Genomic DNA, 24,117 nt, shown 5'->3' with positions numbered 1-24,117 from the left:
TCGTTAAGAGCCTTGCCGGCCAGCGGGTCAGGATGTCCGTCGGGTCGGCCAGCGGTTGAGTGCCGCGCTGATGTCCTCGGCATGCCGACGCGCCTCGAGGCGCACGCCAGCAGCACAGCTGGCGGCCGGTCGTGGCACCGGTCGGCAGAACCATCGTTGAGGGTAGTCATCCGACTTGATGTTCTTGCTGCCACGGCCGCGCGGGATCACCTCGAGCCCGTCGACGCATATGCCGCCGCGCACCTGGTAGATCTGCGCGCGATCGAGCGCGGGGACGAGGTAGGTCTGCCGGTCGTCCGCGAGAAGCATGGCCAGCATCAGGCTGCGGCCTGGCCGAGGGTCGTGGATACGCTCCATGTAGACGAACTCGCCGACCCTGCGGGTGTTCCGCACCGCCTCCTTGGTGGGCAATGCCGCGCCCTCGTAGTGGTATCTGAAGACTTCGCAATACACTGTTTAAATATACAGTAGTATTTCGGTCATGGAAAACGTTCCAGAAGAGCTGTGGGTAGCGGCCTGCGCCCACCGGCTGCAGCGGCAGTGGCATACCGTCGACCCTGAGCAGCTCGAGGAGGTCGCCCGCGACCTGGCACGCGATCCGCGCCTGCGAGCGATGGACCCGGGATCGGCCGCGCTCGACTGGCTGCGGCCGCTTCACCAAGCCGACTAGCCGGCCTGCGTCAGAGGCTGGCTGTGGAAGCGACTTCGTCCCACGCAGTGAGCGTGTTGTCTGCGGTGATTCGCAGCTGTCGGGCAGTGCCGCCTTTTGCCTGCAAGATGACGTCGATGGAGTTCTTGCCGGCGGCCGGCCGCATTCCTCTGTGATACACGACGATTCGTTCGAAGGTGTCGGCTACGAGCTGGCGCGCTCGCATGCGCGCCTCGTAGTCCAAGTTTTCAACGCCCTCGATGAGCGCCTTCCAACGCTCGTCGGCCCCGGTCAGATCTGACCGCGCGGCCTCGGCCATGGCGCGCTCGGCAAGTTTGACCTGATTGCGTGCAAGATCACGATCGGCCTCGAGCTCACGAGCTCGGCGGATGAACGTCGTCGGCGCGCCCTCTGTGCTCTCGAGCAGCGCCTCTGTAATGCGCTCGAGCTTCGTTTCGATCTCCTGCAGCCGGGCTGATGCCACCGCCAGTTCGCTGCGAGGAAGCGCGCCCCGATCGCCCTCATACAGCGATTGGAGATTGACCATGTCCGAGCAGTAGCGCATCAGTGCACGCTCGATCGGGGCGGATGAGCAAGAGCCCTTCACCGCGCAGCTTTCGCCGCTGTTGACGCGAACACACTGCAGCCGCCGGTGGCCGTCGGCCAAGGTGCCATTGTTGCGACGCTTGTTCGCCATCGTCTGGCTCTTCATCGGCGAGCCGCAGTACCCGCACACGGCCACGCCAAAGCCAGTAAGCAGCGACGGGATCTGACCCCGAACGTGCCGCCGGCTTCGAAGGCCCACGAGTTGCTGCAGCTCGTTCCAGACGTCTGCATCGATGACGGCCGGATAGTAGCCCTCGAGCACGTGCGTGTCCGGCTCGAGCACCAGGTGCTTCTCTCCCTTGAGCGCGGGGTTGGCCAACAAGCGCACCAGGTGGCCCGAGGTCGGCATGCCTGCGCTCATCGACAGGCCGGCGTCGTGGAGCGTCTTGGCTATGTGGCCAGTGCCCAGACCTCGGCGGAACATGTCGACGGCGGTGCGGATCGCTTCGGTACGCTCTGGAATCACTTCCCAGCGGCCGTCGACCACGTGCAGCCAACCCGGGGCCTTGCCATAGCGAATGAGGCCGCGATACGTGCCTGCGATCCATCCCTGGCACTGCCGGCGGATCGCATCGCGCACCCGCTTGCTCTTCGTATCGGATTCCTCGTGCGCCCGGATCATCACCAGGAGGCTGTAGACCAGGTCCATCGGATTGGCCTTGAGCCGATCGCGGCTGTAGACCTTGCCGTCACTGGCCGTGACAACCGAGATGCCGGCCGAGATGATGGCGGTCAACTGCGCTTGCGCCTGGATGGGTTCGGCGCGCGAGAGGCGGTCCAGGCCTTCAACGACCAGGTACGAGCCGGCGGGCACCTTGCCGTCCTCGACGGCCTTCAGGAAGACGCCGAGCGCGCCCTTCTTGACGTGGCGCTGGTGGAAGGCCGAAAGGCCTTCGTCGCGCATCGAGAGCGTCTCGTCGAGGAGGAGGGAGTGTTCGCGTGCCCACGCTGCAGCGTAGGCGCCCTGACGCTCAGAACTGGCGCCGCCTGCCTGGCGGGCGTCACTGAACCGCATGTAGCTGTAAACCTTGGCCGTCATTCGGCGCAGTTTACTTTGCGTGCGTGAGGCTTACCTCAGTCAGGTTCAAAGGGACTTTCTCAGCCACACCGGTCGAAACCGGCGCAGCACCCCTAGCGAGATGTCATTTTAGGCGCGTGTGTCGCAGACGCACCGAAAAGTTCCTGCGCACGGAAGAATCCGGCCACGGCGGGCATTGCACCCGCCGCACCGGCGGCGTGCCGCGACCGAGGACCTATTCCTCGTGCTTTCCCGCGCCCTCGGCGGAAAAATTCTTGACCACCGATTCGAGCCACCGGCCGACGACTTCCATTTCTTCGTCGCTGAAGCCTTGGGTCAGCCGTGCATTCAACGCGCCGAGCCCGGCCTTTGCACGCTGTCCGGCAAGCCGCCCTTCCTCGGTCTGGTAGAGGCGGAATGCGCGCCCGTCGTTCGGGTCTTGCGCGCGGGTCAGGTAGCCGGCCTTTTCGAGCCGCGCGGCAAGGCCGGACATGGCCGGGGCACCGATGTTCAGTGCCTGTGCGACTTCTCCCGTCAAGGCACCGTCGTGGGCCGACAGGAAGAACATCGTGCCGGCCTGGGCTGCCGACAACGCGGGCAGGGCGTCGCCGCGGGTTTCTTTCCATCGCTGCACCGCCCGCTGGGCGACGTTCAGAAGAAACACCAGCCTGTATTTTTTTTGAGCTTTCATCGGATTCCTGTGGCCTAGGGCGAAGGCGCTGCAGGTTACATCTTATCTGCATTTTATTTCGCACGCGAAGCATATACTTTGCATGCGAATTAAATTCCACCCCTCTCGCACGGTGCGAGCGGGCAACCAGGAGAACCTATGACCGAACACGTGATCGTCGAATCCACCCAGGGTGTCCTGACCCTCACGCTGGCCAGGCCGGAGAAGATGAACGCACTGACCAATGCGATGTATGGCCGCCTGGCCGATGCCATCGCAGGCGCCGAGAGCGACCCGTCCGTGCGGGCCATCGTGATTCGAGGCGAAGGCGGCATGTTCACCTCGGGCAACGACCTGGGCGAATTCGCCGCCGTGGCTGCCGGGAAGGCCGGCAACGAAGAACGCCATGTCGCTCGTTTCCTGCGTGCACTGGCGAGTTCGACACGCCCGCTGATCGCGGCGGTCAACGGGCGCGCGGTCGGGGTGGGGACCACCTTGCTGTTGCACTGCGACTTCGTGGTGCTGGCTGAAGATGCGCTGCTGTCCACGCCGTTCGTCAACCTGGCGCTGGTTCCCGAGGCGGCGTCGAGCCTCCTGCTGCCTGCCCGCATCGGCCATGTGCGCGCCTACGAGATGTTCGCGCTGGGCATGCCGGTGTCCGCTGCGCAGGCCCTGGCCTGGGGCATCGCGAACCGGGTCGTGCCGGTGTCGGACCTGCATGGCGAGGCCCGGAAGATTGCCGAGCTTCTCGCCGCCCGGGCCGCGGGCTCGTTGAAGGCGACGAAGGGTCTGATGAAGCAAGGCGCGTCCGTTGCAGCCCAGATGGACCTCGAAGGCGCACAGTTCGTGGAGCGCCTCCAGAGTCCCGAAGCACGCGAAGCCTTCACGGCGTTCGCCGAGAAGCGTGCTCCCGACTTCTCGAAGACTGCGGCGTAGCGACGACCGCTCGGCGCCCGCTCACTGCGCCGGCTTGAGCCTGCGCGCGAAAGCCTCCAACCCGTCGATCGTGATCTGGATGTGCCGCTCGAAGCTGCTGTCGAGCGGCACGGTGGTGCCGTTGTCCCAGCGCAGGATGAAGGCCTGGTTCGCCAACTGCGGCAGGTGGCGCGCGAGCACTGGGTGGTCGAGCGGGCGGATCGTGTGGACGCGCTCGCGCAGCTCTTCGGCCCAGGCCTGCGTGTTGTCGGCGGGCAGCGGCGAGAACTCCATCGTCAGGAAGCCCAGCATCGCGGCGATCACGCAGTTGTAGGCCTCCCGCAGCGGTTCGCCGTCGAAGCCGGCCTCGGTCAGCGCCGTCAGCACGCCTTCGACCAGTTCGGTCGGCAGGCTGCCGTTCGACACCAGCTGCGCCCCGAGCAGCTGCGCCACGTTCGGGTGCTGCCGCACCGCCGCGCGGCAGCGGTGGAACAGCTCGGCGATCCATGCCTGCCAGGCGAGCGTGCCTTTGGGCGGCGTGACCTGTGCCATGACCGTGGCAGCAACCTCGGCGAGCAGCGCTTCGCGCGTGCTGACGTGCCAGTGCACCGTGGCCGGGTACACGCCGAGCTGCGCCGCGATCTCGCGCATGCTGAAGGCGCCGAGGCCGAACGCGTCGATGTGCGCCAGCGCTGCTTCGGCGATGCGCTGCTTCGACAGCGCCGCACCGCCGGCGGGGCGGCCGGCCGTTCGGGGGCGAGGCTCGGGGGCTTTTTTCTTCATGGATGCGCGCATTGTGCAGCGGGTGAATTGATTGTATAAATATTATTAATTGAGCATTGATCAATTGGGCGCGCCAACCCAGGCGCACCCCAACCCAAAGGATGTCTCCCATGACGACCGCCGCCGATACCGCCATCGACCAAGCCCTTGCCGAGGCCCATCAACGCTTCACCGACGGCAACCCGCTGAGCCTCAGCCGCTTCGAGGCGCAGACGCGCTACATGCCCGGCGCCAACAGCCGCTCGGTGCTGTTCTACGCGCCGTTCCCGCTCACCATCGCGAAGGGCGAGGGCGCCACGCTCTGGGACGCGGACGGCCATCCGTACACCGACTTCATCGCCGAGTACACGGCCGGCGTCTACGGCCACTCGGCGCCCGAGATCCGCGATGCCGTCATCGAGGCGATGCAGGGCGGCATCAACCTCACGGGCCACAACCTGCTCGAAGGCCGGCTCGCGCAGACGATCTGCGAGCGCTTTCCGCAGGTCGAGCAACTGCGCTTCACCAACTCGGGCACGGAGGCGAACCTGATGGCGCTCACGGCTGCGCTGCGCTTCACGGGGCGACGCAAGATCGTCGTGTTCTCGGGCGGCTACCACGGCGGTGTGCTCGGCTTCGGCGACCAGCCGTCGCCGACGACCGTGCCTTTCGATTTCCTCGTGCTGCCGTACAACGATGCAGACACGGCGCGCGCGCAGATCGACGCGTACGCAGCAGACATCGCCGCGATCCTGGTCGAGCCGATGCAGGGCGCGAGCGGCTGCATTCCGGGCGGGCGCGAGTTCCTGCAGGCACTGCGCGACGGGGCCACGCGGGTCGGCGCGCTGTTGATCTTCGACGAGGTGATGACCTCGCGGCTCGGACCGCATGGTCTCGCGAACGGCCTGGGCATCCGCGCCGACCTCACGACGCTGGGCAAGTACATCGGCGGCGGCATGTCCTTCGGCGCGTTCGGCGGGCGCTCTGACGTGATGGCGCAGTTCGATCCGCGCACCGGCGCGCTCGCGCATTCGGGCACCTTCAACAACAACGTGATGACGATGGCGGCCGGCTATGCAGGCCTCACGCAGCTGTTCACGCCCGAGGCGGCGGCAGCATTGGCCGAGCGCGGCGAGGCGATGCGGTCAGGGCTCAACGCACTCTGCGAACGCGAAGGCGTCGCGATGCAGTTCACCGGCGTGGGCTCGTTGATGAATGCGCATTTCCTGCGGGGCGAGGTGCGGCGCGTGGCCGACCTGGCGGCGGTGGACGGGCGCTTGCGGCAGCTGCTGTTCTTCCACTTGCTGAGCCAGGGGATCTATACCTCGCCGCGTGGATTTGTCGTGCTCTCGCTGCCGTTGTCGGCGGAGGATATCGACCGCTATGTTGCTGCCGTGGGCAGCTTCATCGAGGCCTACCGGCCGGTGCTCAGCGCGGGGTAGTACCGGCCACGCCCAGCAGCTCGTGCAGCCGCGTGCTGGTGGTCGTGTACTGCAGCGGGATCGCCTTGCCGGGGAACACCCGTGCGGCGGCGCCCCAGGCGGCCAGCGTGGCCTCGTGGAAGCCGCAGACGATGAGCTTCTTCTTGCCCGGGTAGGTGTTGATGTCGCCCACCGCGAACACGCCGGGCTCGCGGGTTTCGTACTTCTCGGTGTCGACGGGCACCTGCTTGCGTTCGAGTTCGAGACCCCAGTCGGCGATGGGGCCGAGGCGCGGCGAAATGCCCAGGCAGGCGACCAGCGCGTCGAGCGGCAGGTCGACCGTGGTGGCGTCGGGCGTGGTGATCTGCAATTGCTTGCCATCGAAGGCGCTCGGTTGGCCGACCCGGAAGGCCAGCTTGCCGTCGGCCACGAGGGCGCGCATGGCGGTCACGTTCGCCTCGTCGGCCTGGAAGCCGTCGCGGCGGTGGACCAGCGTCACCTGCTTGGCGATGGCCGTGAGGGCGATGGCGGTTTCCAGCGCGATGTCGTCGCCGCCATTGACCACGACCGTCTGGCCGGCGAAGCGGTCGAGCGAATCGGGGTGATAGAAAAGCGTCGAGCCTTCGAACTGCGCGATGCCGTCGACGGTGATGCGCTTGGGCACGAAGGCGCCGACGCCGGCCGCGATGAACACCGTCTTCGCGAGGAAGGCGGTGCCAGTCGAGGTGGTCAGCAAGAGCCGGTCGTCAGCTTGGCGGGCCAGCGTAGAAACCTGCTCGCCGAAGTGGAATTGCGGCTTGAACGGCGCCACCTGCTGCAGCAGCGACTGCGCCAGATCGCGCCCGCTGGTGACCGGGGTGCCGGGAATGTCGTAGATCGGCTTGTGGCCGTACAGCGCCACGCACTGGCCGCCCGCGGCGGGCAGCGCATCGACGATGTGGCAGGAAATCTCGAGCAGGCCCAGTTGGAAGGCCTGGAACAGGCCGACCGGACCGGCGCCGATGATCAGCGCGTCGGTCTCGATCGGTGCGGGCGCCTGGCTCAGCGCACGAGCTCCGAGATCTTGCCCGTCTTGTCCTTCCACTCCTCGGCTTCAGGCAGGGCGGGCTTGCGCTTGGTGATGCTCTTCCAGCCGTCGGCCAGAGCCAGCTCGGCGTTGAGCTTGATGAAGGCGAGCTGGTCGGCCGGGAGGTCTTCCTCGGCGTAGATCGCATTGACCGGGCATTCGGGGATGCAGACAGCGCAGTCGATGCATTCGTCCGGGTCGATCACCAGCATGTTGGGACCTTCGCGGAAGCAGTCGACGGGGCAAACGTCCACGCAGTCGGTGTATTTGCAACGGATGCAGGCTTCGGAGACGACGTGGGTCATTTGTCTTGTAGCGTCAGGAGAAGGGGCTGGAAAACCCTAGATTTTAGGCCTTTGCGGCGGGTGTCTGCACGAGCACGGCGGCGGCGGTGCGATGGGAGGCCGTATCGACCAGCACCAGCGACCCCAGCGCACGCGATTGGGCGAAGGGCAGAACGGCCAGCGGCTGCTGCAGCGCAAGCACCACATCGCCGATGGCATTGGCCTCGAGCTGGGTCGCCGGCTCGGACTCGAGCGTCGTGATGTTCACGCGATCGACGATGCGCGCCACCTTGGCCTTGACCCAGCGATGGCCTTGCAGCGCCCAGTACACGCGGCCCGCGACCAGCGGCTCGTCGTCGAGCCAGGCCACGGTGGCGGTGATCTCGCGCACGGGCTCGAAGGCCTCGGGCGCCAGCAGCCAGTCGCCGCGCGACACGTCGAGCTCGCGGTCGAGCACGATGCCGGCGCTGTGGCCCGCATGCACGCTTTGGGGCTGGCGCGTGTGGCTCAGCACCTGGGCCACGGTGGCGGTCTGGTTGCTCGGCAGCACGGTGACGCGCTGGCCGGGCTCCACATGGCCCGAGGCGACGCGGCCCCAGAACACGCGGCGGCCCTGCGAGGTGTCGGCCGAGGCCGAGAATTTTTCGACCCACTGCACCGGGAAGGCGAAGGGCACGTCTTCGTCAGGGGCGGTCACGGGCAGGTCTTCGAGCAGCTCGAGCAGGCTCGGGCCGTCGTAGCCGACCCAGTCGGCGTGGCGCGTGGCCACGTTCCAGCCCTTGAGGGCCGAGATCGGCACGATGGCCGCGACCTTCACGCCCGCCGCTTCGGCAAAGGCGTTCAGCGCGGTCGAGATGCGCTCGAAGGCGAGGCCGGCGTCGTCGATGGCGTCGAGCTTGTTGACCGCGAACACGATCGACTGCACGCGCAGCAGGTTGGCGAGCAGCGTGTGGCGGCGCGTCTGCGGCAGCAGCTCGCGCTTGACCACGGTGCCGTCTTCCACTTCAGCGGCCCAGGCCAGCTTGGTGGCATCGACCAGCACCACGGCCGCGTCGGCGGCCGAGACGGCCGTGACCATGTTGCGCGTGTACTGCTCGTGGCCCGGCGCGTCGCCGATGATGAACTTGCGTTTGGCGGTCGAGAAGTAGCGGTACGCCACGTCGATCGTGATGCCTTGCTCGCGCTCGGCCGAGAGGCCGTCGGTCAGCAGGGCCAGGTCGGTTTCGCCGCCGCGCTGCACGCCGGCCAGCTGGTCCTGCAGCACGGTCTTGCTATCCACCAGCAGGCGGCCGATGAGCGTGCTCTTGCCGTCATCGACCGAGCCGCAGGTGATGAAGCGCAGGGCGGTGCCGGTGTCGCCGTGAAGGGCGTTGGTGTCGAGGGTTGCCGTCGTCGTGCTCATCAGAAATATCCGTCTTTCTTGCGCTTCTCCATCGAAGCTTCCGAAGTCATGTCGTCCATGCGCGTGGCGCCGCGCTCGCTGACGTCGACCGTCAGCGTTTCGATCACCACGTCGCCCGCGCCTGCGGCCAGGCTCTCGACCGGGCAGGTGGTCGTGATGTCGCCCACGGTGCGAAAGCGCACGTCGCGCACCTGCACGGTTTCGCCGTCGCGCGGCGGCGTGAGTTCGGTCACGGGCACGAGCAGGCCGCGGCGCTCGACCACTTCACGCTTGTGCGTGTAGTAGATCGACGGCAGGCCGATGTTCTCGCGCTCGATGTATTGCCACACGTCGAGCTCGGTCCAGTTCGAGATCGGGAACACGCGGAAGTGCTCGCCCGGGGCCAGGCGCGTGTTGAACAGCGTCCACAACTCGGGGCGCTGGTCCTTGGGTTGCCACTGGCCGAAGGCGTCGCGGTGCGAAAAGATGCGCTCCTTGGCGCGGGCCTTTTCTTCGTCGCGGCGGGCGCCGCCGATCAGCGCGTCGAAGCGGAATTCTTCAATCGCTTCGAGCAGCGTCACCGACTGGTGCGCGTTGCGCGATTCGCCCGGATGCGCCAGGCGCACGGTGCCGCGCTTCATCGAGTCTTCGACGCTGCGCACGATGAGTTCGGCGCCCAGTTCCTGCGCGCGCTGGTCGCGGTAGGCCGTCACTTCGGGGAAGTTGTGGCCCGTGTCGATCATCAGCAGCGGGTAGGGAATGCGGCCGACGCCGAAGGCTTTTTCAGCGCACTTGAGCAGCACCAGCGAATCCTTGCCGCCCGAGAACAGCAGGGTGGGGCGCTCGAAGGCGGCAGCCACTTCGCGCAGGATGAAAATGGTTTCTTCTTCCAGCGCGTCGAGGTGCGTGTTGGACAGGTTCGCGGGTGAATGCATGGGCGGCTGCAGCAGGTCGGCTTCGGTACGGGCGTTCATCGGATGGGGTCCTGGAGGCGGAGATCGATCGTTCAGTGCGACAGATGCAAGCCGCATTCGCGGTTGTCTTCGCCCTTGGTCGGGTCCACGTAATCGAAGTTGTTGGGCAGGCCGTTGGCTTCGCAGTATTCGTAGAGTTCCTTGGACGACCAGTGCAGCAGCGGCGCCACCTTGATGAGGCCGTCCGGGTTGACGCTGACCGGGTCCATCTGCGCGCGCACGGCCGTGTCGGTGGCCCGCAGTGCGGTGAACCAGACCTTGGGTGCCGTTTCGCGCAGCGCGCGGGCAAAGGGCTCCAGCTTCACTTCTTCGGTGAAGGCGGCGTGGCGCGGATCGTCGAGCGCCGGCGTCGGGCCTTCGACCGCTTCGCGGTGCGCGCGCGAGCGGCGCGGCAGGTAGATGTGCAAGTCCAGGCCCAGGAGCTTCGTCACCTCGTCGGCAAAACGGTAGGTGGCCTCGGTGTTGTAGCCGTTGTCCATCCAGACCACCGGAACGTCCCGCTTGGCGCGCGTGACCATGTGCAGGATCACGGCCTCGAACGGTCGGAAGTTGGTGGTGATGATCGCGGGCTGGCCCAGGCCGACGGCCCAGTCCACCAGGCCGTCGGCGTTGCGGCCGAGTTCGGTGTTGATGCGTGCGAAGTCGATGTCGGTTGCGATGCTCATGGGACTCTCTTGTCTGCTCAGGCGCCGGCCACGAAGTGCGGCGCGGTCTTCACGGCGTCGCCCTGGTAGAACGCGGCGAAGCGGTCGAACTGGCGCTGTGCGTCGGAGGCGTCCACGCCTTCCTTGAGCACGGCGCTGGAGAAGCCGGTGCGTTCCATCTGCACCAGCTGGTCGATCAGCACGTCGCCCGTGGCGCGGATGTCGCCCGTGAACCCGAGGCGGCGGCGCAGCAGGAAGGCCTGGCTGTAGGCGCGGCCGTCGGTGAATTTCGGAAAGTGCAGGTCGATGCGTTCGATGTCGGCCAGGCAGACCTCGATGGCGAGCGGGTCGGCATCGTTGGCCAGTTGCAAAACCTTCGGGTCGCCGTCGTCGATGTGGTCTTCGGCGGCCAGGATGTTCAGAGTCTTTTTCATGCTGCTTCCTCCACCTTGAATCGCGCACCGTTGGCCGCGGCCTTGAACGGGTCGGGGCCGACGCGGCGCAGGGTGTCGATGAAGGTCTCGCCGTTTTCGCGGGTGTCGCGGTAGGTGGTGAGCACGGCCTCGATCACGCCCGGCACTTCGGCCGCCGAGAACGAGGGGCCGACCACTTTGCCGGCCTGCGGTGCGCCGCTGAGCGCGGAGCCGTCGGAGCCGCCGAGGGTGACCTGGTACCACTCCTTGCCGTCCTTGTCGACGCCCAGGATGCCGATGTGGCCGCTGTGGTGGTGGCCGCACGAATTGATGCAGCCGCTGATGTGCAGGTCGATCTCGCCCAGGTCGTCGAGCTCGTCGAGGTCTTGATAGCGCTCGGTGATGGCTTCAGCGATGGGAATGGAGCGGGCGTTCGCCAGCGAGCAGAAATCGCCGCCGGGGCAGGCGATCATGTCGGTCAGCAGCTGCACGTTGGCGCTGGCGAAACCGGCGGCGCGGGCGGCGAGCCACAGCGCGTGCAGGTCTTCGGCGTGCACCCAGGGCAGCACGATGTTCTGGTCATGCGTCACGCGGGCTTCGCCGGCCGAGAAGCGGTCGGCCAGCTCGGCGATGGTGTCGAGCTGGTCGCCCGAGGCGTCGCCGGGCGCCTGCTTGAGGCGCTTGAACGACAGCGTGACGGCGCGCAGCGCGGGGTTCTTGTGGGCGTCGACGTTGCGGGCCAGCCAGCGCGCGAACATGACGTCGTCGGCGGCGAAGGCACGCAGCTCGGCGTCGGTCTTCTCGGCGCTTTGCAGCACGCGGGTGGCCAGCGTCGGCGGCACGAAGGAGGCGGCCACGCGGTCGTACTCTTCCTGCGTGATGGTGTGCGGCGCGCCGTCGTGCTCGATGATCTGCTTGTACTCGGCCTCGACGTCGTCGATGTAGCGCTGGCCTTCGGCCTTCACCAGGATCTTGATGCGCGCCTTGTAGATGTTGTCGCGGCGGCCATAGCGGTTGTAGACACGAATCACCGCTTCGAGGTAATTCATGATCTGCTGCCAGGGCAGGAACTCGCGCAGCACGGTGCCGATGATCGGCGTGCGGCCCATGCCGCCACCCACCTGCACGCGAAAGCCGATGTCGCCGGCCTCGTTCTTCACCACGTGCAGGCCCACGTCGTGCCAGCCGGTGGCGGCGCGGTCTTCGGTGGCGCCGGTGATGGCGATCTTGAACTTGCGCGGCAGGAACGCGAACTCGGGGTGCAGCGTGCTCCACTGGCGCATGATTTCCGCGAACGGGCGCGGGTCGGCGATCTCGTCGACGGCAATGCCGGCGCGCTCGTCGCTCGTGATGTTGCGGATGCAGTTGCCGCTGGTCTGGATGCCGTGCATGTCGACCGAAGCCAGCAGGTCCATCACGTCGGCCGACTTGGCCAGCGGAATCCAGTTGTACTGGACGTTCTGGCGCGTCGTGAAGTGGGCGTAGTGGGTGGGCAGCTTGTGGCTGCCGAGCTGGCCCTGGATCTCGATGGCCTTGCGGTAGACCTCGGCTTCGGGCTCGTCGTACTCGCGGGCGATGCGGGCCAGCACGCGCAGCTGCTTGCTCGACAGCTCGCCGTACGGCACGGCCACGCGCAGCATCGGCGCGTAGCGCTGCACGTACCAGCCGTTTTGCAGGCGCAGGGGGCGGAACTCGTCCTCGTGCAGGCGGCCCTTTTGCCAGCGCTCGAGCTGGTCTCGGAACTGGGCAGCGCGTTGGTGAACGAACTGGCGATCGAATTCTGTGTATTGGTACATCGTGCGTGTGTGTCTTGAGGAAGTGCGGTGCCGATCGTGAAACGGGGCGCCCCAGCAAGAAGCCGAGATTCTGAAAGCGGGCCTTATGGAAACAAACTATTTTTTGGTTCGCGCCTTATCCGGATAAGCATATTCACCAGCATCCATGCGGGTTTCCGGACGATTGGATGCTTATTCCGGATAAGGCGCGGCCGCCCATGCGAGGCTGGCCGACCCGGGAATTCTAGGAACAGAACGAGGTTCGGGCAGGCGTGCGATCGGCCGCCGCACGTTGTGGCGGACGTTGCCTAAAGTTTTCACCCGGCCTGCCGATATCCAGCCATGGAGAGCCGCCACCGTGCCGCTCTTTTTTCCCGATTTCGACGGCGCTGCCCATGCCTTGCGCCGTCGTTCCGTTCCCCTTGAGTTTCTGGAGTCCGATCATGTTCCTGAGCAATGTCTCAATTGGCAAGCGCCTCGCCCTCGTGCTGGGCGCCATCCTGGCGCTGTTTCTCGCCACCAGCGTCGCCGCGGTGCTGAAGCTGCAGCAGCTGAGCCTGGAGATCGACGCCATGATCCAGGACAACGTCAAGACCGAGCGCGCGGGCTCCGACTGGCTGCGCCACACCACCTCGGGCGTGCAGCGCGCGGCCGCCATCGCCAAGAGCAGCGACGCCAGCCTGATCGATTACTTCGCGCCCGCCACGGCCAAGTCGATCAAGGACACCAACGAGCTGCAGAAATTCATCGAGACCAAGCTGGTCAAGCCCGCGGAGCGCGAGCTGTTCGAGAAGGTCGGCAACCTGCGCAAGGCCTACCTGGCGTCGCGGGAAGAAGTAAGCAAGCTCAAGCTGACGGGCGACCTGGCAGGCGCCAACCGCGCCTTCGACGCCCAGTTCCAGCCCACCTCCACCAGCTACCTGGCTGGCGTGCAGCAGGTGGTGGACATGCAGCGCGAACAACTCGATGCCGCCGCGGCCCGTGCCAACGACCTGCAGGCGCAGACACGCACGCTGCTGATCGTCTGTTCCACCGTGAGCCTGGTGCTGGGCGCGCTGCTGGCCTGGCTGCTGGCCCGCAGCATCACGCACCCGCTGCGCAGTGCCGAAGCCATTGCGCAGTCCATCGCCGACATGGATCTGACGGGTGCGCCGCAGGCTAGCTATGCCAAGGATGAAACGGGCCGCCTGCTGCACGCGCTCGACCTGATGCGCTCGGCCCTGCAAGGCTCGCTGTTGCAGGTGCACGGCGTGGTGATGACCGTTTCGACGGCCAGCACGCAGATCGCCATGGGCAACCAGGACCTGTCGTCGCGCACGGAAGCACAGGCCAGCGCGCTGGAGCAGACCGCCGCGTCGATCGAAGAGCTCACCTCGACCGTCAAGCAGAACGCCGACAACGCGCGCCAAGCCAACCAGCTGGCGACGTCCGCGTCGGAAGTGGCGGTGAAGGGCGGCAGCGTGGTGTCGCAGGTGGTCGACACCATGGGCTCGATCAACGCCTCGTCCAAGAAGATCGTCGACATCATCGGCGTGATCGACGGCATCGCCTTCCAGACCAACATCCTGGCGCTGAACGCGGCCGTCGAAGCGGCCCGTGCCGGCGATCAAGGTCGGGGCTTTGCGGTGGTGGCTTCCGAAGTGCGCAGCCTGGCGCAACGCTCGGCCGCTGCCGCAAAGGAAATCAAGACGCTGATCGGCAACTCCGTCGAAAAGGTCGAAGAGGGCAGCCGGCAGGTGGCCGATGCCGGCCGCACCATGGACGAGATCGTCGGCAGTGTGAAGCGCGTGACCGACATCATGGGCGAGATCAGTGCGGCGAGCCAGGAGCAGACCTCGGGCATCGAGCAGATCAACCAGGCCATCACGCAAATGGACCAGGCGACACAGCAGAATGCGGCGCTGGTCGAAGAGGCTTCGGCGGCGGCCCAGTCGCTTCAGGAGCAGGCGGGCAGCCTGTCGAAAATCGTCGGCGGGTTCAAGCTGGAACAGGGCGGCCGACGTGCGGCGCTGGCCCTGGGCTACGCCGGATAAGAGCGAGCTCGGGAAAGCGAGCCTGAGAAAGCGTCAGCGCAGCATCGCCGACATCGCCGAGCAGCAGTTCAGCATGCGCACGGCGGCTTCCACCGAGTCGGCGCTGAAGCGCAGCGTGACGCCATCGACGCGCTCGAAGCTTGGCCACTGGCAGAACAGGTCGGCCATCATCGGCGACTGGGTGCGCAGCGTGACGATCTGCGGGCCCTTGAAGACCAGCGGGCGGGCGTTGGCAGGCGCGGCCAGCGCTTCGATCACGCCAGCACGGATTGCCTGGCGCGATTGCTCGGGCGAGAGCGACACGCCGCTGTTGAAGCCGGTCGCTTTCTTGGTCTGCACGAAGGTCGCGTGCGGAAAGAGCGCGCGGTTCTCGGCGATGAACACGTCGTCGCCGCTGCCCATCACGACCGGCACGCCGTACTCGCCGGCCAACGCGCCGTAGAGGCCGGCCTCGCCGAGTTCCTGATCGCCGAGCGAGATGCTCGCGAAGGCGAAGCTGTTGATCGTGTGCGCGAGGATGCCGCGGCCCTGCGCGCGCGAGTGGTAGCCCACCATGCACAGCGCGTCCACGCCTTCTTCCACGCCGGCCACCATGCTGAGGTAGCGCGGCTTGCCTTGCACGACACGGGCGCGCGCATCGAGCACGTCGGGCGGCATGTTGCGAAAGCCGCCGTGCGAGTCGTTCACCAGCACCTCGGTGGCGTCGGCGTCGAACGCGCCGGCAATCGCGGCGTTGGCTTCCTGCGCCATCAGCACGCGGGCGCGTTCGTACTCGGGGTTGCCCTGGCGCGCCTGCTCGTGGTGGTAGACGCCGGCCACGCCTTCGATGTCGGTGGAGATCAGGACTTTCATGGACGTGTGTTTCAGGCGAGAGGTGAAAGGGAAGACGCCGGCAGCAGCTCGCCGAGCGCGGCGCGGTGGTTGCCATCGCGGCCCGTGACGGGCGTGGCGCGCCACAGCGCATGAAGAATGGCCTGCTCGGTGCTGTCGGCCGCAGCCTGGAACAGCCCGTCGAGGAGCGTGTCGTGCAGCATCGCGACGGCCGGCATGGGCCGGTCGGCGCGGTCGGGCACGGTGTAGGCCGTGGAAAACGCCAGCACGAGGTCGCCGCTGCCGTGGCCGAAGACCGAGCCCGTGCGGGCCAGCCCCGCGCCCGCGCGCAGTGCGAGGCGGCGCAGCTGGCGCGCGTCGAGCGGCGCATCGGTGGCGACGACGATGATGATCGAGCCCTTCTCGGGCTCCGACGCTTCCGTCGATGCTTGTTGTTGCAGGGCCGCGAGCCGTTCGCCCACCGCATGGCCGGCCAGCACCAGCTGAGGCTGGCGCCCGTAGTTTGCGAGCACGAGCGCGCCGACCGTGTACGTCGCGCCGTCGGCCATCGCCACGCGACGCGATGCGCTGCCGATGCCGCCCTTCAGCTGGAAGCTCGACATGCCGCGCCCCGCGCCGACCGAGCCTTGCGCAAAGTCCGCATCGGTGGCGGCCAGCGCCTGCAGGTAGTCGGCCTCGGTCACGGCCAGCCGCTGGATGTCGTTGAGGAAACCGTCGTTGCACTCGAAGACCAGCGGGTTCACCGTGGGCAGCGCGCGCCCGGTCTCGGGGTTGGCTGCGGCGCAGTCGCGGATCTGCGCCGTCGCCACCGTGCCGACCGAGAAGGTGTTGGTCAGCGCGATCGGCGTTTCCAGCACGCCGAGCTCGGCCAGCTGCACCAGCCCCACGCTCTTGCCGAAGCCGTTGAGCACCACGGCCGCGGCCGGCACCTTGTCGCGGAACGGGTCGCCCGCGTGCGGGCGGATCACGGTCACGCCGGTCTGCACCGGGCCGTCGGCCAGCGTGCGGTGGCCGACCGTGACGCCCGCGACGTCGGTGATGGCGTCGCGTGTGCCCGCAGGCAGGGTGCCGATGAAGGGCAGGGAGGTCGTCGAGGCCATGAAGAGAGCGAAGAATTTACTGGCGGTCGATCTTCGGATCGAGCGCGTCGCGCAGGGCGTCGCCCAGCAGGTTGAAGGCCAGCACGGTGAAGAAGATGGCCAGGCTCGGGAACAGCGCCACGTGCGGCGAGGTCACCATGTCGGCGCGCGCTTCGTTGAGCATTGCGCCCCACTCGGGTGTCGGCGGTTGCGCGCCCATGCCCAGGAACGACAGGCTGGCCGCCGTGATGATCGAGGTGCCCACGCGCATCGAGAAGTACACGACGATCGACGAGATCGTGCCCGGCAGGATGTGCCGCACGATGATGGTCCAGTCGGACGCGCCGATGCTGCGCTCGGCCTCGATGTAGGTCTGCTGCTTGAGCACCAGCGTGTTGCCGCGCACCAGGCGCGCAAAGGCCGGCACGCTGAACACCGACACGGCCACCACCACGTTGGTCATGCTGCTGCCCAGAATGGCGACCACGCCCAGCGCCAGCAGGATGCCGGGGAAGGCGAAAAGCACGTCCGAGATGCGCATCACGATGCGGTCCCACCAGCCTTCGTAGTAGCCCGCCAGCAGGCCGAAGGCCGTGCCGATGAAGCCGCCCACGAGCACCGACAGAAAGCCGGCCGCCAGCGAGATGCGCGTGCCCGCCAGGATGCGGCTGAAGATGTCGCGGCCCAGCGGGTCGACGCCGAACCAGTGCGTGGCCGAGGGCCCGCTGTTCAGCATGTCGTAGTCGAAGAAGTTCTCGGGGTCGAAGGGCACGATCCACGGTGCGAACACCGCGATGAACACCAGCAGCCCCACGAAGATGGCCGCGACGATGCCCACGGGCTGCTTCTTGAAGCGGCGCCAGCACTCGCCCCAGGGCGTGCGGACCTTGCCCGCGGTTTGCACCACGGCCACGGGAGAAAGAGGAACGATGGATTCGGCAGACACGCCGGAAGCTTGCGTCATGGCTGCGTGCTCACTTGTAGCGAATGGTCGGGTTGATGTAGCCGTACAGCACATCGACCACGAGGTTGATCAGGATGAATTCGAGCGAGAACAGCAGCACCAGCGTCTGGATCACGGGGTAGTCGCGCATCTGCACGGCATCGACCAGCAGGCGGCCCAGGCCGGGCCAGTTGAACACCGCCTCCACAAGAATCGAGCCGCCCAGCAGAAAGCCGAACTGCAGGCCCATCATCGTGACCACCGGAATCAGCGCATTGCGCAGGCAGTGCTTGATGATCACCGTGCGCTCGCGCACGCCCTTGGCGCGCGCGGTGCGCACAAAATCTTCCTGGATCACTTCGACGAACGAGGCGCGCGTGAAGCGGGCCATCACGGCGGCCACCGCCGCGCCCAGCGTGATCGAGGGCAGGATGTAGTGCTGCCAGGTTGCGGCGCCCACCGTGGGCAGCCAGCCGAGCTGCACCGAGAAGATCTGCATGAGCAGCATGCCCAGTGCAAATGCGGGGAATGAGATGCCCGACACCGCAAGCGTCATGCCGATGCGGTCGGGCCATTGGTTGCGGAACACGGCCGACACGATGCCGATGCCCATGCCGAAAATCACCGCCCACACCATGCTGGTGATGGTCAGCATCACCGTCGGGAAAAAGCGCTCGGCAATCTCCGTCGACACCGGCCGCCGCGTGCGGATCGAGGTGCCGAAGTCGCCTTGCACCATGTGGGTGAAGAAGCTCACGAACTGCTGCGGCAGCGGCTTGTCGAGCCCGAGGTCCGCGCGCACCATGGCCACGGTCTGCTCGTCGGCATCCTGGCCGGCGGCAAGGCGCGCCGGGTCGCCGGGGAGCATGTGGACGAACAGGAACACCAGCACTGCCACGATGAGCAGTGTCGGGATCAGGCCCAACAGTCGTTTGAGAAAGTAATTCAGCATGGGGAGCGGGCAGTCAAATCCTCATTCGGGGAACACCGCGGAACCGGCTTTGCCGGGCCGCAGGTGTTGCCCCCGGTGAGGGGGTTGGCGTAGCGACACGAAGTGCGCGAAGCCTGGGGGAGGTCTTAGTTAGACACCGACATGGCATCGATGTTGATGTTCGCGTCGGGCATCACGAACACACCCGACAGGCGCTTGGCGTGCGCCGACAGGTTCTGCTCGGTGACCAGCGGCACGCGCGGCAGGTCCTTGCGGATCTCGTCCTGCGCGGTCTTGTACAGCGCGGCCTTTTCCTTGTCGTCCACGGTGATCAGCGCCTTGGCGATGGCGCCGTCGACCACGTCGCTCTTGTAGAACGACATGTTGTTGAGCTTCGGTGCCCACGACTCCGAAGCGAACAGCGGGCGCAGGCCCCAGTCGGCTTCGCCGGTCGACGACGACCAGCCCGTGTAGTACATGCGGACCTTGGCCGTCTTCGGATCGGGCCATGCATCGACCATCTCGGTGCGCTGGCCCACTTCGAGCGCCTGCACCTGCAGCTTGATGCCCACCTGTGCGAGCTGCTGCTGGACGAACTGGATCGTCTTTTGGCTGGTCGTGTTGTTGTAGGCGCTCCACAGCACCGACTCGAAGCCGTTCGGGTAGCCGGCTTCGGCCAGCAGGGCCTTGGCCTTCTTCACGTCGTAGGGAATGGGTGCCATCTTCTCGGCGAACTTCACGCCCTGGGGCATCACGCCCTGTGCGGGGAAGGCGTAGCCGCCGAAGGCGACCTTCGACAGCGCTTCCTTGTTGATGGCGTAGCCGATGGCTTCGCGCACCTTCGGGTTGTCATACGGCTTTTGCAGCATGTTGAAGGCCAGGAAGCGCGTGATGATCGAGGGCGATGCCACCACTTCGAGCTTGTCGCTCTTCTTCAGCAGCTCGGCCTGCTCGTAGGGAATGGGGAAGGCAAAGTCGGCTTCGCCGGTCTGCAGCATCGCGGCGCGCGTGTTGTTCTCGAGCACCGGCTTCCATTGCAGGTTGTCGATCTTCGGGAAGCCCTTCTTCCAGTAGCCGTCGAACTTCTTGGCCTTCACGGCGTCGGTCTGCTTCCACTCGACGAACTCGAAGGGGCCGGTGCCCACGGGGTGGAAGGCGATGTCCTTGTTGCCCCACTTCTTCAGCGCGGTGGGCGAGATCATGGCGGCCGAGGCGTGGGCCAGCGAGTTGATGAAGGGGCCGAAGGGCTCCTTCAGCGTGATGCGCACGGTGGTGGGGTTCAGCGCTTCGACCTTGCCGACGCGGTTGAACTGGTTGTAGCGCAGCAGCTTGTTGTCCTGGTTCAGCACGCGGTCGAGCGTGACCTTCACGGCTTCGGCGTTGAAGTCGGTGCCGTCGTGGAACTTGACGCCGCTGCGCAGCTTGATCGTGTAGACCAGGCCGTCCTTCGACACCTCGTAGCCCTCGGCGAGCACGTTCTGGACCTTCAGGTCCTTGTCGAACTGGAACAGGCCTTCATAGAAGGTCTTGGTCACGGCCGTGGTGATGGTCGTGTTGGTGTTGTACGGGTCCAGCGTTTCCGGCTGGTAGCCGATGGCCAGCACCACGTCTTTGGCAGCCAGTGCCGAGCCCGAGGCGGCCAGCGCGGCCAGGCCCAGCAGTGCGGATGCCCAGCGCAGGGAGGAAGAAGATTGCTTCATTGAAGAACTCCAGTCGGTTCGTGGAAAAAATGCAGGGGGCCTGCGGGTGAAAAAACGGGGTCGGATTCGGAAGATCAGAAGGCGCCGCCAATGGCGTGCCGTGCCACGAAATGGCCCGGTGCGACCTGCACCAGCGGCGGCACATCGGGCTCGTCGCCCACGGCGCGGATCGGGCTGGGAATCTCGCCTTCGAGCAGCGCGCGCGGCTTGTGGCGGCGCGACGGGTCGGCCACCGGCACGGCCGCCATCAGCTTGCGGGTGTAGGCGTGCTGCGGCGCTTCGAACACCGCGCGGCGCGGGCCGATCTCGACGATCTGGCCCAGGTACATCACGGCCACGCGGTGGCTGATGCGCTCGACCACGGCCATGTCGTGCGAGATGAACAGAAACGCCACGCCCAGCTCGCGCTGCAGGTCGAGCATGAGGTTGACGATCTGCGCCTGAATCGACACGTCGAGTGCCGACACCGATTCGTCCGCCACCACCACCTTCGGGTTCAGTGCGAGCGCGCGCGCAATCGCGATGCGCTGGCGCTGGCCGCCCGAGAACTCGTGCGGGTAGCGCTGCGCCACTTCGGGCGGCAGGCCGACCTTCTGCAGCAGCCAGTCGACGCGCTGCTGCGCTTCGGCGCCCTTGGCGATGCCGTGGATGAGCAGCGGCTCCATGATCGAGAAGCCCACCGTCACACGCGGATCGAGCGACGCGAACGGGTCCTGGAAGATGAACTGGATGTTGCGGCGCAGTGCCTGCAGCTCGCGCGTGGGCAGTTCGCGGATGTTCTTGCCGCCGAATTCGATGGCACCGCTCTGGCTTTCGACCAGGCGCAGCAGCGAGCGGCCGGTGGTCGACTTGCCGCAACCCGATTCGCCGACCAGCGCGAGCGTCTCGCCGGGGTAGAGGTCGAAGCTGATTTTCTCGACCGCATGCACGCGGCGCTTCACGCGGCCGAAGATGCCGCTGCGCACGTCGAAGCGCGTGACGAGGTCGCGCACGCGCAGGATCGGGCCGGCGTCTTCGCGCACGGTGGTCTGCGGCGTGGTGTTCGTGCAGGGCACGGTCTCGGTGCTGTCTTCGGTGCCGGACTCGGTACGAAGGAGCTCGAACTTGGCCGGCAGGTCGGTACCCTGCATCGCGCCCAGCTTGGGCACGGCCGACAGCAGCGCCTTCGTGTAGGGGTGCTGCGGCGACGCGAACACCTGGTCGGAGGTGCCGGCTTCGACCTTGTCGCCGCGGTACATCACGAGCACGCGGTCGGCAATTTCGGCCACCACGCCCATGTCGTGCGTGATGAAGAGCACGCCCATGCGCATCTCTTTCTGCAGCTCGCGAATCAGCTGAAGAATCTGCGCCTGGATCGTCACGTCGAGCGCGGTGGTGGGCTCGTCGGCAATCAGCAGCTGCGGCTTGCACGACAGGGCCATCGCGATCATCACGCGCTGGCGCATGCCGCCCGAGAGCTGGTGCGGAAAGCGGTCGAGCACGTTGCGCGCTTCAGGGATGCGCACGAGTTCGAGCATGCGCAGCGCCTCGGCGCGTGCGGCCGAATTGCTCTTGCCCTGGTGGATGCGGATGGCCTCGGCGATCTGGTCGCCGGCGGTGAACACCGGGTTCAGCGAGGTCATCGGCTCCTGAAAAATCATCGCGATGTCCGCGCCGCGGATGCCGCGCATCGTGCTGTCGCGTGCCTGCGCCAGGTCGAGCACGTCGCCGTTGCGCCGGCGGAAGGCCATGCTGCCGCCGAGGATGCGACCGCCGCCGTGCTCCACCAGCCGCATCAGCGCGAGCGAGGTCACCGACTTGCCCGACCCCGATTCACCCACCACCGCGAGCGTTTCGCCGTGGTCGACGTGAAAGGACAGATTCTTGACGGCATCGACGGTGCGCTCGGACGTCGAGAAGCGCACGGTGAGGTCGTCGACGGCGAGGACGCGGCCGTCGGGCAGATTCAGGGCAGGGGAGGACATGGCGGGTGCGGGAGAAAAGAGGGGCAGATGCGTCAGGCGAAGATGGCGGTGACCGGGGCTTCATCGCCGCGCGCGTGGCCGCGGTACATGCCTTCGGTGTTGAAGGCCAGGCTCAGGTTGCCGTGGCGGTCGACGGCGATCAGGCCGCCGGTGCCGCCGATGGCGGGCAGCGACTGGTGCACCACGGCGTGCGTGGCCGCTGCTAGCGTGGCGCCGCCGTAGGCCATGCGCGCGCAGATGTCGTGCGCGGCCGCGACGCGGATGAACATTTCGCCGCTGCCGGTGCACGAGATGGCGGCGGTGCGGTCGTCGGCGTAGGTGCCGGAGCCGATGAGCGGCGTGTCGCCGACGCGGCCCACGCGCTTGTTGGTCATGCCGCCGGTCGAGGTGGCGGCGGCCAGGTGGCCGTGGATGTCGAGCGCCACGGCGCCGACGGTGCCGAACTTCTTGTCTTCGTCCAGCGGCGGCTTGGTCATGGCGGCGCCTTCGTGGTCAGTCACCACGCGGCCCGTGTCGCGCACGCGGTACAGCTGCTGTCGGCGCGCGTCGGTCGAGAAGAAGAAGGGCTCGACCATCTCCAGCCCACGGTCGCGCGCGAAGGCTTCGGCGCCCGCGCCGGCCAGCAGCACATGGGCGCCGTCTTCGAGCACGGCACGCGCGGCGCGCACCGGGCGGCGCACGTGGCTCACGCCTGCAATGGCGCCGGCCGCGAGCGTGGCACCGTCCATCACGGCCGCGTCGAGCTCGTGCGTTTCTTCGTGCGTGAACACCGCGCCGTAGCCGGCATTGAAGAGCGGGCAGTCTTCGAGCATCTCGACCGCGAGGCAGGTGGCGTCGAGCGCCGACATGCCCTTGAGCAGTGCGGCCTGCGCGGCGCGCACGATGGTCTGCAGCGCGTCGTGATACGCCTGCGCCTGCTCGGGGTTGGTCGTCGAGGCGCTGATGGTGCCGGCGCCGCCGTGGATGGCGATGACGGGCGTGACGTTCTTCATCGGGAAGCTTTCTTCTTTTTCTTGCCGGCGTCGGAAGCGACGGCGGCGGGGAGGAGGGGAGGCATGGAAACCTGGCCGCGCGCATGGCCCTGGCCCAGTCCGCCATGCAGCCACGGACGCACCGCCTGCAGGATGCGGCCGGCCGACTGCGCCGCGCCGGGCGCGCGCAGGGCGACCGCGCTGGTCAGTGCCTCGATCAGCGCGAGCACGCTGGTCTCGCAGTTGGGGCGGTAGCTGGTTTCGGTCTGGCAATAGAGCACCACGTCGGCCAGCGGCGCGAGGGGCGAACTGGGGCGATCGGTCAGCGCGAGCACCGCGCAGCCCTGGCTGCGCGCGATCTGCGCCAGCGCCACCGTGTCGGTCAGGTAGCGCGGAAAGGTGAGGCCGATGAACAGGTCCTGCGGGCCCGAGTGCATCAGCGAGCGCGCCGAATGCGTCACGCCGCTCACGCTGGAGAGCATGCGCACGTCGTTGCACGAACCGTCGAGCCCGTGCTGCAGCAACCCCGCGAGCCATGCGCTGGCGCCGAAGCCGCCGATGTAGATCGAGCGCGCCTTCAGGATGCGCTGCACGGCGGCTTCGCAGGCGGCGTAGTCGAGCGACTGGCGCGTGGCTTCGATGTTGCGGCGGCTCTCGTCGAGCGCCGTGGCGAACACCTCGGCCACCGTGGTCGGGTGCTCCAGGTTGCCGCGCAGCCGTTCGACCGGCGCCACCAGCGACTCGAAGCCGCGCACGAGCTCGGCGCGGAAGGCGGCGTAGCCGTCGAACTCCAGCGCGCGCGCAAACCGGTTGGCCGTGGCGACCGAGACGCCCGCCGCAGCGGCCAGCTCATCGATCGGCAGCGTCGCGACCTGCAGCGGGTGCTCGAGCACGAAGTCGGCCACCTGCCGGTGCGAACGCGTCAGCCGCGGCAACGCCTGCGCAATGCGCTGGGCCACGGTGGTGCCTGGGGTGTCGACGTTGGTGCTCATGGGGCGGGCGATGCACCGGGGTGGGTGCGGGTGATGAAAATCGGTTTACAAATATATGACAGATATGAAAATTTTCTGTCATTTCCGATCGATAT

At 66.9% G+C, this 24,117-nt stretch carries 23 protein-coding genes and 1 riboswitch; of the genes, 4 read left to right on the top strand and 19 right to left on the bottom strand.

The genetic code is table 11. The annotated features are described in order from the left end of the window. Positions 1-27 precede the first annotated feature (27 nt). Entirely contained in the window at positions 28-411 is a 384-nt protein-coding gene (locus tag RZE79_RS16640) for a hypothetical protein (protein WP_319355469.1), read from the bottom strand. A 70-nt stretch (positions 412-481) separates the two neighbouring features. Between RZE79_RS16640 and RZE79_RS16635 the strand changes: the two genes are divergently transcribed. Continuing rightward, entirely contained in the window at positions 482-670 is a 189-nt protein-coding gene (locus RZE79_RS16635; RefSeq protein ID WP_319355468.1) for a hypothetical protein, read from the top strand. Positions 671-680: 10 nt separating this feature from the next. On the opposite strand, the gene RZE79_RS16630 is transcribed toward RZE79_RS16635, so the two are convergent. Both RZE79_RS16630 and RZE79_RS16625 read right to left on the bottom strand, forming a co-directional pair. Continuing rightward, positions 681-2,294 carry a recombinase family protein gene (locus RZE79_RS16630; RefSeq protein WP_319355467.1) on the bottom strand — a complete coding sequence of 538 codons (1,614 nt, stop codon included), beginning with the start codon at positions 2,292-2,294 and terminating at the stop codon, positions 681-683. Continuing rightward, positions 2,293-2,398: riboswitch (TPP riboswitch) on the bottom strand. Its footprint overlaps the gene before it by 2 nt. 110 nt (positions 2,399-2,508) lie before the next feature. Next, complete coding sequence (locus RZE79_RS16625) at positions 2,509-2,964, bottom strand: MarR family transcriptional regulator (RefSeq protein ID WP_319355466.1); 456 nt, start codon at positions 2,962-2,964, stop codon at positions 2,509-2,511. Between the two features lie 138 nt (positions 2,965-3,102). Here RZE79_RS16625 and RZE79_RS16620 point away from each other — a divergent pair, with 138 nt between their 5' ends. Further along, positions 3,103-3,879, top strand: coding sequence for an enoyl-CoA hydratase (locus RZE79_RS16620; RefSeq protein WP_319355465.1), 777 nt, complete (start codon positions 3,103-3,105; stop codon positions 3,877-3,879). Between the two features lie 21 nt (positions 3,880-3,900). Here RZE79_RS16620 and RZE79_RS16615 read toward each other — a convergent pair whose 3' ends face one another. After that, complete coding sequence (locus RZE79_RS16615) at positions 3,901-4,641, bottom strand: TetR/AcrR family transcriptional regulator C-terminal domain-containing protein (protein ID WP_319355464.1); 741 nt, start codon at positions 4,639-4,641, stop codon at positions 3,901-3,903. 110 nt (positions 4,642-4,751) lie between these two features. Between RZE79_RS16615 and RZE79_RS16610 the strand changes: the two genes are divergently transcribed. After that, the gene (locus tag RZE79_RS16610) at positions 4,752-6,062 is read left to right on the top strand and encodes an aminotransferase class III-fold pyridoxal phosphate-dependent enzyme (protein ID WP_319355463.1); all 1,311 of its coding nucleotides are present in this window, start codon (positions 4,752-4,754) and stop codon (positions 6,060-6,062) included. Here the strand turns inward: RZE79_RS16610 and RZE79_RS16605 are convergent. The 7 genes from RZE79_RS16605 to RZE79_RS16575 are packed head-to-tail and all read right to left on the bottom strand — an operon-like array spanning position 6,049 to position 12,599. Next, positions 6,049-7,125 carry an NAD(P)/FAD-dependent oxidoreductase gene (locus RZE79_RS16605; RefSeq protein ID WP_319355462.1) on the bottom strand — a complete coding sequence of 359 codons (1,077 nt, stop codon included), beginning with the start codon at positions 7,123-7,125 and terminating at the stop codon, positions 6,049-6,051. The genes RZE79_RS16610 and RZE79_RS16605 overlap by 14 nt on opposite strands. Beyond that, positions 7,083-7,412, bottom strand: a complete 330-nt coding sequence (gene fdxA / locus RZE79_RS16600; RefSeq protein WP_056580277.1) for a ferredoxin FdxA — start codon at positions 7,410-7,412, stop codon at positions 7,083-7,085. Before fdxA ends, RZE79_RS16605 begins: the two co-directional genes overlap by 43 nt. Positions 7,413-7,455: 43 nt before the next feature. Next, positions 7,456-8,793 (bottom strand): GTP-binding protein, encoded by a 1,338-nt coding sequence (locus RZE79_RS16595; protein ID WP_319355461.1) that lies wholly within the window; start codon positions 8,791-8,793, stop codon positions 7,456-7,458. Further along, positions 8,793-9,746 (bottom strand): sulfate adenylyltransferase subunit CysD, encoded by a 954-nt coding sequence (gene cysD, locus RZE79_RS16590; RefSeq protein WP_099789718.1) that lies wholly within the window; start codon positions 9,744-9,746, stop codon positions 8,793-8,795. Before cysD ends, RZE79_RS16595 begins: the two co-directional genes overlap by 1 nt. Positions 9,747-9,778: 32 nt before the next feature. Next, positions 9,779-10,411 (bottom strand): phosphoadenosine phosphosulfate reductase family protein, encoded by a 633-nt coding sequence (locus RZE79_RS16585; RefSeq protein ID WP_319355460.1) that lies wholly within the window; start codon positions 10,409-10,411, stop codon positions 9,779-9,781. 17 nt (positions 10,412-10,428) lie between these two features. Then, positions 10,429-10,824 carry a DUF934 domain-containing protein gene (locus RZE79_RS16580; protein ID WP_319355459.1) on the bottom strand — a complete coding sequence of 132 codons (396 nt, stop codon included), beginning with the start codon at positions 10,822-10,824 and terminating at the stop codon, positions 10,429-10,431. After that, positions 10,821-12,599, bottom strand: coding sequence for a nitrite/sulfite reductase (locus RZE79_RS16575; protein WP_153284045.1), 1,779 nt, complete (start codon positions 12,597-12,599; stop codon positions 10,821-10,823). Before RZE79_RS16575 ends, RZE79_RS16580 begins: the two co-directional genes overlap by 4 nt. A 422-nt stretch (positions 12,600-13,021) precedes the next feature. Here RZE79_RS16575 and RZE79_RS16570 point away from each other — a divergent pair, with 422 nt between their 5' ends. Further along, on the top strand, positions 13,022-14,611 hold the full coding sequence (locus RZE79_RS16570) for a methyl-accepting chemotaxis protein (protein ID WP_319355458.1): 1,590 nt from the start codon (positions 13,022-13,024) through the stop codon (positions 14,609-14,611). A gap of 33 nt (positions 14,612-14,644) precedes the next feature. Here RZE79_RS16570 and RZE79_RS16565 read toward each other — a convergent pair whose 3' ends face one another. The 8 genes from RZE79_RS16565 to RZE79_RS16530 all read right to left on the bottom strand — a co-directional run bounded on the left by RZE79_RS16565 (position 14,645) and on the right by RZE79_RS16530 (position 24,022). Continuing rightward, complete coding sequence (locus RZE79_RS16565; RefSeq protein ID WP_319355457.1) at positions 14,645-15,463, bottom strand: M55 family metallopeptidase; 819 nt, start codon at positions 15,461-15,463, stop codon at positions 14,645-14,647. An 11-nt stretch (positions 15,464-15,474) separates the two neighbouring features. Beyond that, complete coding sequence (locus RZE79_RS16560) at positions 15,475-16,542, bottom strand: P1 family peptidase (protein WP_319355456.1); 1,068 nt, start codon at positions 16,540-16,542, stop codon at positions 15,475-15,477. Between the two features lie 16 nt (positions 16,543-16,558). Next, positions 16,559-17,485: a glutathione ABC transporter permease GsiD gene (gene gsiD / locus RZE79_RS16555; protein ID WP_101491793.1), complete on the bottom strand. Its 927-nt coding sequence runs from the start codon at positions 17,483-17,485 to the stop codon at positions 16,559-16,561. 10 nt (positions 17,486-17,495) lie between these two features. Continuing rightward, the gene (gsiC, locus tag RZE79_RS16550) at positions 17,496-18,416 is read right to left on the bottom strand and encodes a glutathione ABC transporter permease GsiC (RefSeq protein WP_099789688.1); all 921 of its coding nucleotides are present in this window, start codon (positions 18,414-18,416) and stop codon (positions 17,496-17,498) included. Positions 18,417-18,541: 125 nt separating this feature from the next. Beyond that, complete coding sequence (gene gsiB / locus RZE79_RS16545) at positions 18,542-20,095, bottom strand: glutathione ABC transporter substrate-binding protein GsiB (protein ID WP_153284050.1); 1,554 nt, start codon at positions 20,093-20,095, stop codon at positions 18,542-18,544. Positions 20,096-20,169: 74 nt separating this feature from the next. After that, the gene (locus tag RZE79_RS16540; RefSeq protein WP_319355455.1) at positions 20,170-22,059 is read right to left on the bottom strand and encodes a dipeptide ABC transporter ATP-binding protein; all 1,890 of its coding nucleotides are present in this window, start codon (positions 22,057-22,059) and stop codon (positions 20,170-20,172) included. 32 nt (positions 22,060-22,091) lie between these two features. Next, positions 22,092-23,051, bottom strand: coding sequence for an isoaspartyl peptidase/L-asparaginase (locus RZE79_RS16535; RefSeq protein ID WP_319355454.1), 960 nt, complete (start codon positions 23,049-23,051; stop codon positions 22,092-22,094). Continuing rightward, positions 23,048-24,022: a MurR/RpiR family transcriptional regulator gene (locus RZE79_RS16530; protein WP_319355453.1), complete on the bottom strand. Its 975-nt coding sequence runs from the start codon at positions 24,020-24,022 to the stop codon at positions 23,048-23,050. The genes RZE79_RS16535 and RZE79_RS16530 overlap by 4 nt, the downstream gene beginning before the upstream one ends. Positions 24,023-24,117: the final 95 nt, after the last annotated feature.

It is taken from the genome of Variovorax sp. EBFNA2, assembly GCF_033802765.1.
GTDB lineage: Bacteria > Pseudomonadota > Gammaproteobacteria > Burkholderiales > Burkholderiaceae_C > Variovorax > Variovorax paradoxus_H.
This window is presented reverse-complemented; position numbering and strand designations above follow the sequence as displayed.

What these genes read in the sequence shown, in the direction of transcription:
- RZE79_RS16630 (WP_319355467.1), bottom strand. Translation starts at nt 2,294, where the DNA reads ATGACGGCCAAGGTTTACAGCTACATGCGGTTCAGTGACGCCCGCCAG.
- gsiB (WP_153284050.1), bottom strand. Translation starts at nt 20,095, where the DNA reads ATGAAGCAATCTTCTTCCTCCCTGCGCTGGGCATCCGCACTGCTGGGC.
- RZE79_RS16570 (WP_319355458.1), top strand. Translation starts at nt 13,022, where the DNA reads ATGTTCCTGAGCAATGTCTCAATTGGCAAGCGCCTCGCCCTCGTGCTG.
- RZE79_RS16540 (WP_319355455.1), bottom strand. Translation starts at nt 22,059, where the DNA reads ATGTCCTCCCCTGCCCTGAATCTGCCCGACGGCCGCGTCCTCGCCGTC.
- RZE79_RS16620 (WP_319355465.1), top strand. Translation starts at nt 3,103, where the DNA reads ATGACCGAACACGTGATCGTCGAATCCACCCAGGGTGTCCTGACCCTC.
- RZE79_RS16580 (WP_319355459.1), bottom strand. Translation starts at nt 10,824, where the DNA reads ATGAAAAAGACTCTGAACATCCTGGCCGCCGAAGACCACATCGACGAC.
- RZE79_RS16530 (WP_319355453.1), bottom strand. Translation starts at nt 24,022, where the DNA reads ATGAGCACCAACGTCGACACCCCAGGCACCACCGTGGCCCAGCGCATT.
- RZE79_RS16585 (WP_319355460.1), bottom strand. Translation starts at nt 10,411, where the DNA reads ATGAGCATCGCAACCGACATCGACTTCGCACGCATCAACACCGAACTC.
- gsiC (WP_099789688.1), bottom strand. Translation starts at nt 18,416, where the DNA reads ATGCTGAATTACTTTCTCAAACGACTGTTGGGCCTGATCCCGACACTG.
- RZE79_RS16595 (WP_319355461.1), bottom strand. Translation starts at nt 8,793, where the DNA reads ATGAGCACGACGACGGCAACCCTCGACACCAACGCCCTTCACGGCGAC.
- cysD (WP_099789718.1), bottom strand. Translation starts at nt 9,746, where the DNA reads ATGAACGCCCGTACCGAAGCCGACCTGCTGCAGCCGCCCATGCATTCA.
- RZE79_RS16575 (WP_153284045.1), bottom strand. Translation starts at nt 12,599, where the DNA reads ATGTACCAATACACAGAATTCGATCGCCAGTTCGTTCACCAACGCGCT.
- RZE79_RS16535 (WP_319355454.1), bottom strand. Translation starts at nt 23,051, where the DNA reads ATGAAGAACGTCACGCCCGTCATCGCCATCCACGGCGGCGCCGGCACC.
- RZE79_RS16625 (WP_319355466.1), bottom strand. Translation starts at nt 2,964, where the DNA reads ATGAAAGCTCAAAAAAAATACAGGCTGGTGTTTCTTCTGAACGTCGCC.
- RZE79_RS16615 (WP_319355464.1), bottom strand. Translation starts at nt 4,641, where the DNA reads ATGAAGAAAAAAGCCCCCGAGCCTCGCCCCCGAACGGCCGGCCGCCCC.
- RZE79_RS16635 (WP_319355468.1), top strand. Translation starts at nt 482, where the DNA reads ATGGAAAACGTTCCAGAAGAGCTGTGGGTAGCGGCCTGCGCCCACCGG.
- gsiD (WP_101491793.1), bottom strand. Translation starts at nt 17,485, where the DNA reads ATGACGCAAGCTTCCGGCGTGTCTGCCGAATCCATCGTTCCTCTTTCT.
- RZE79_RS16610 (WP_319355463.1), top strand. Translation starts at nt 4,752, where the DNA reads ATGACGACCGCCGCCGATACCGCCATCGACCAAGCCCTTGCCGAGGCC.
- RZE79_RS16560 (WP_319355456.1), bottom strand. Translation starts at nt 16,542, where the DNA reads ATGGCCTCGACGACCTCCCTGCCCTTCATCGGCACCCTGCCTGCGGGC.
- RZE79_RS16565 (WP_319355457.1), bottom strand. Translation starts at nt 15,463, where the DNA reads ATGAAAGTCCTGATCTCCACCGACATCGAAGGCGTGGCCGGCGTCTAC.
- fdxA (WP_056580277.1), bottom strand. Translation starts at nt 7,412, where the DNA reads ATGACCCACGTCGTCTCCGAAGCCTGCATCCGTTGCAAATACACCGAC.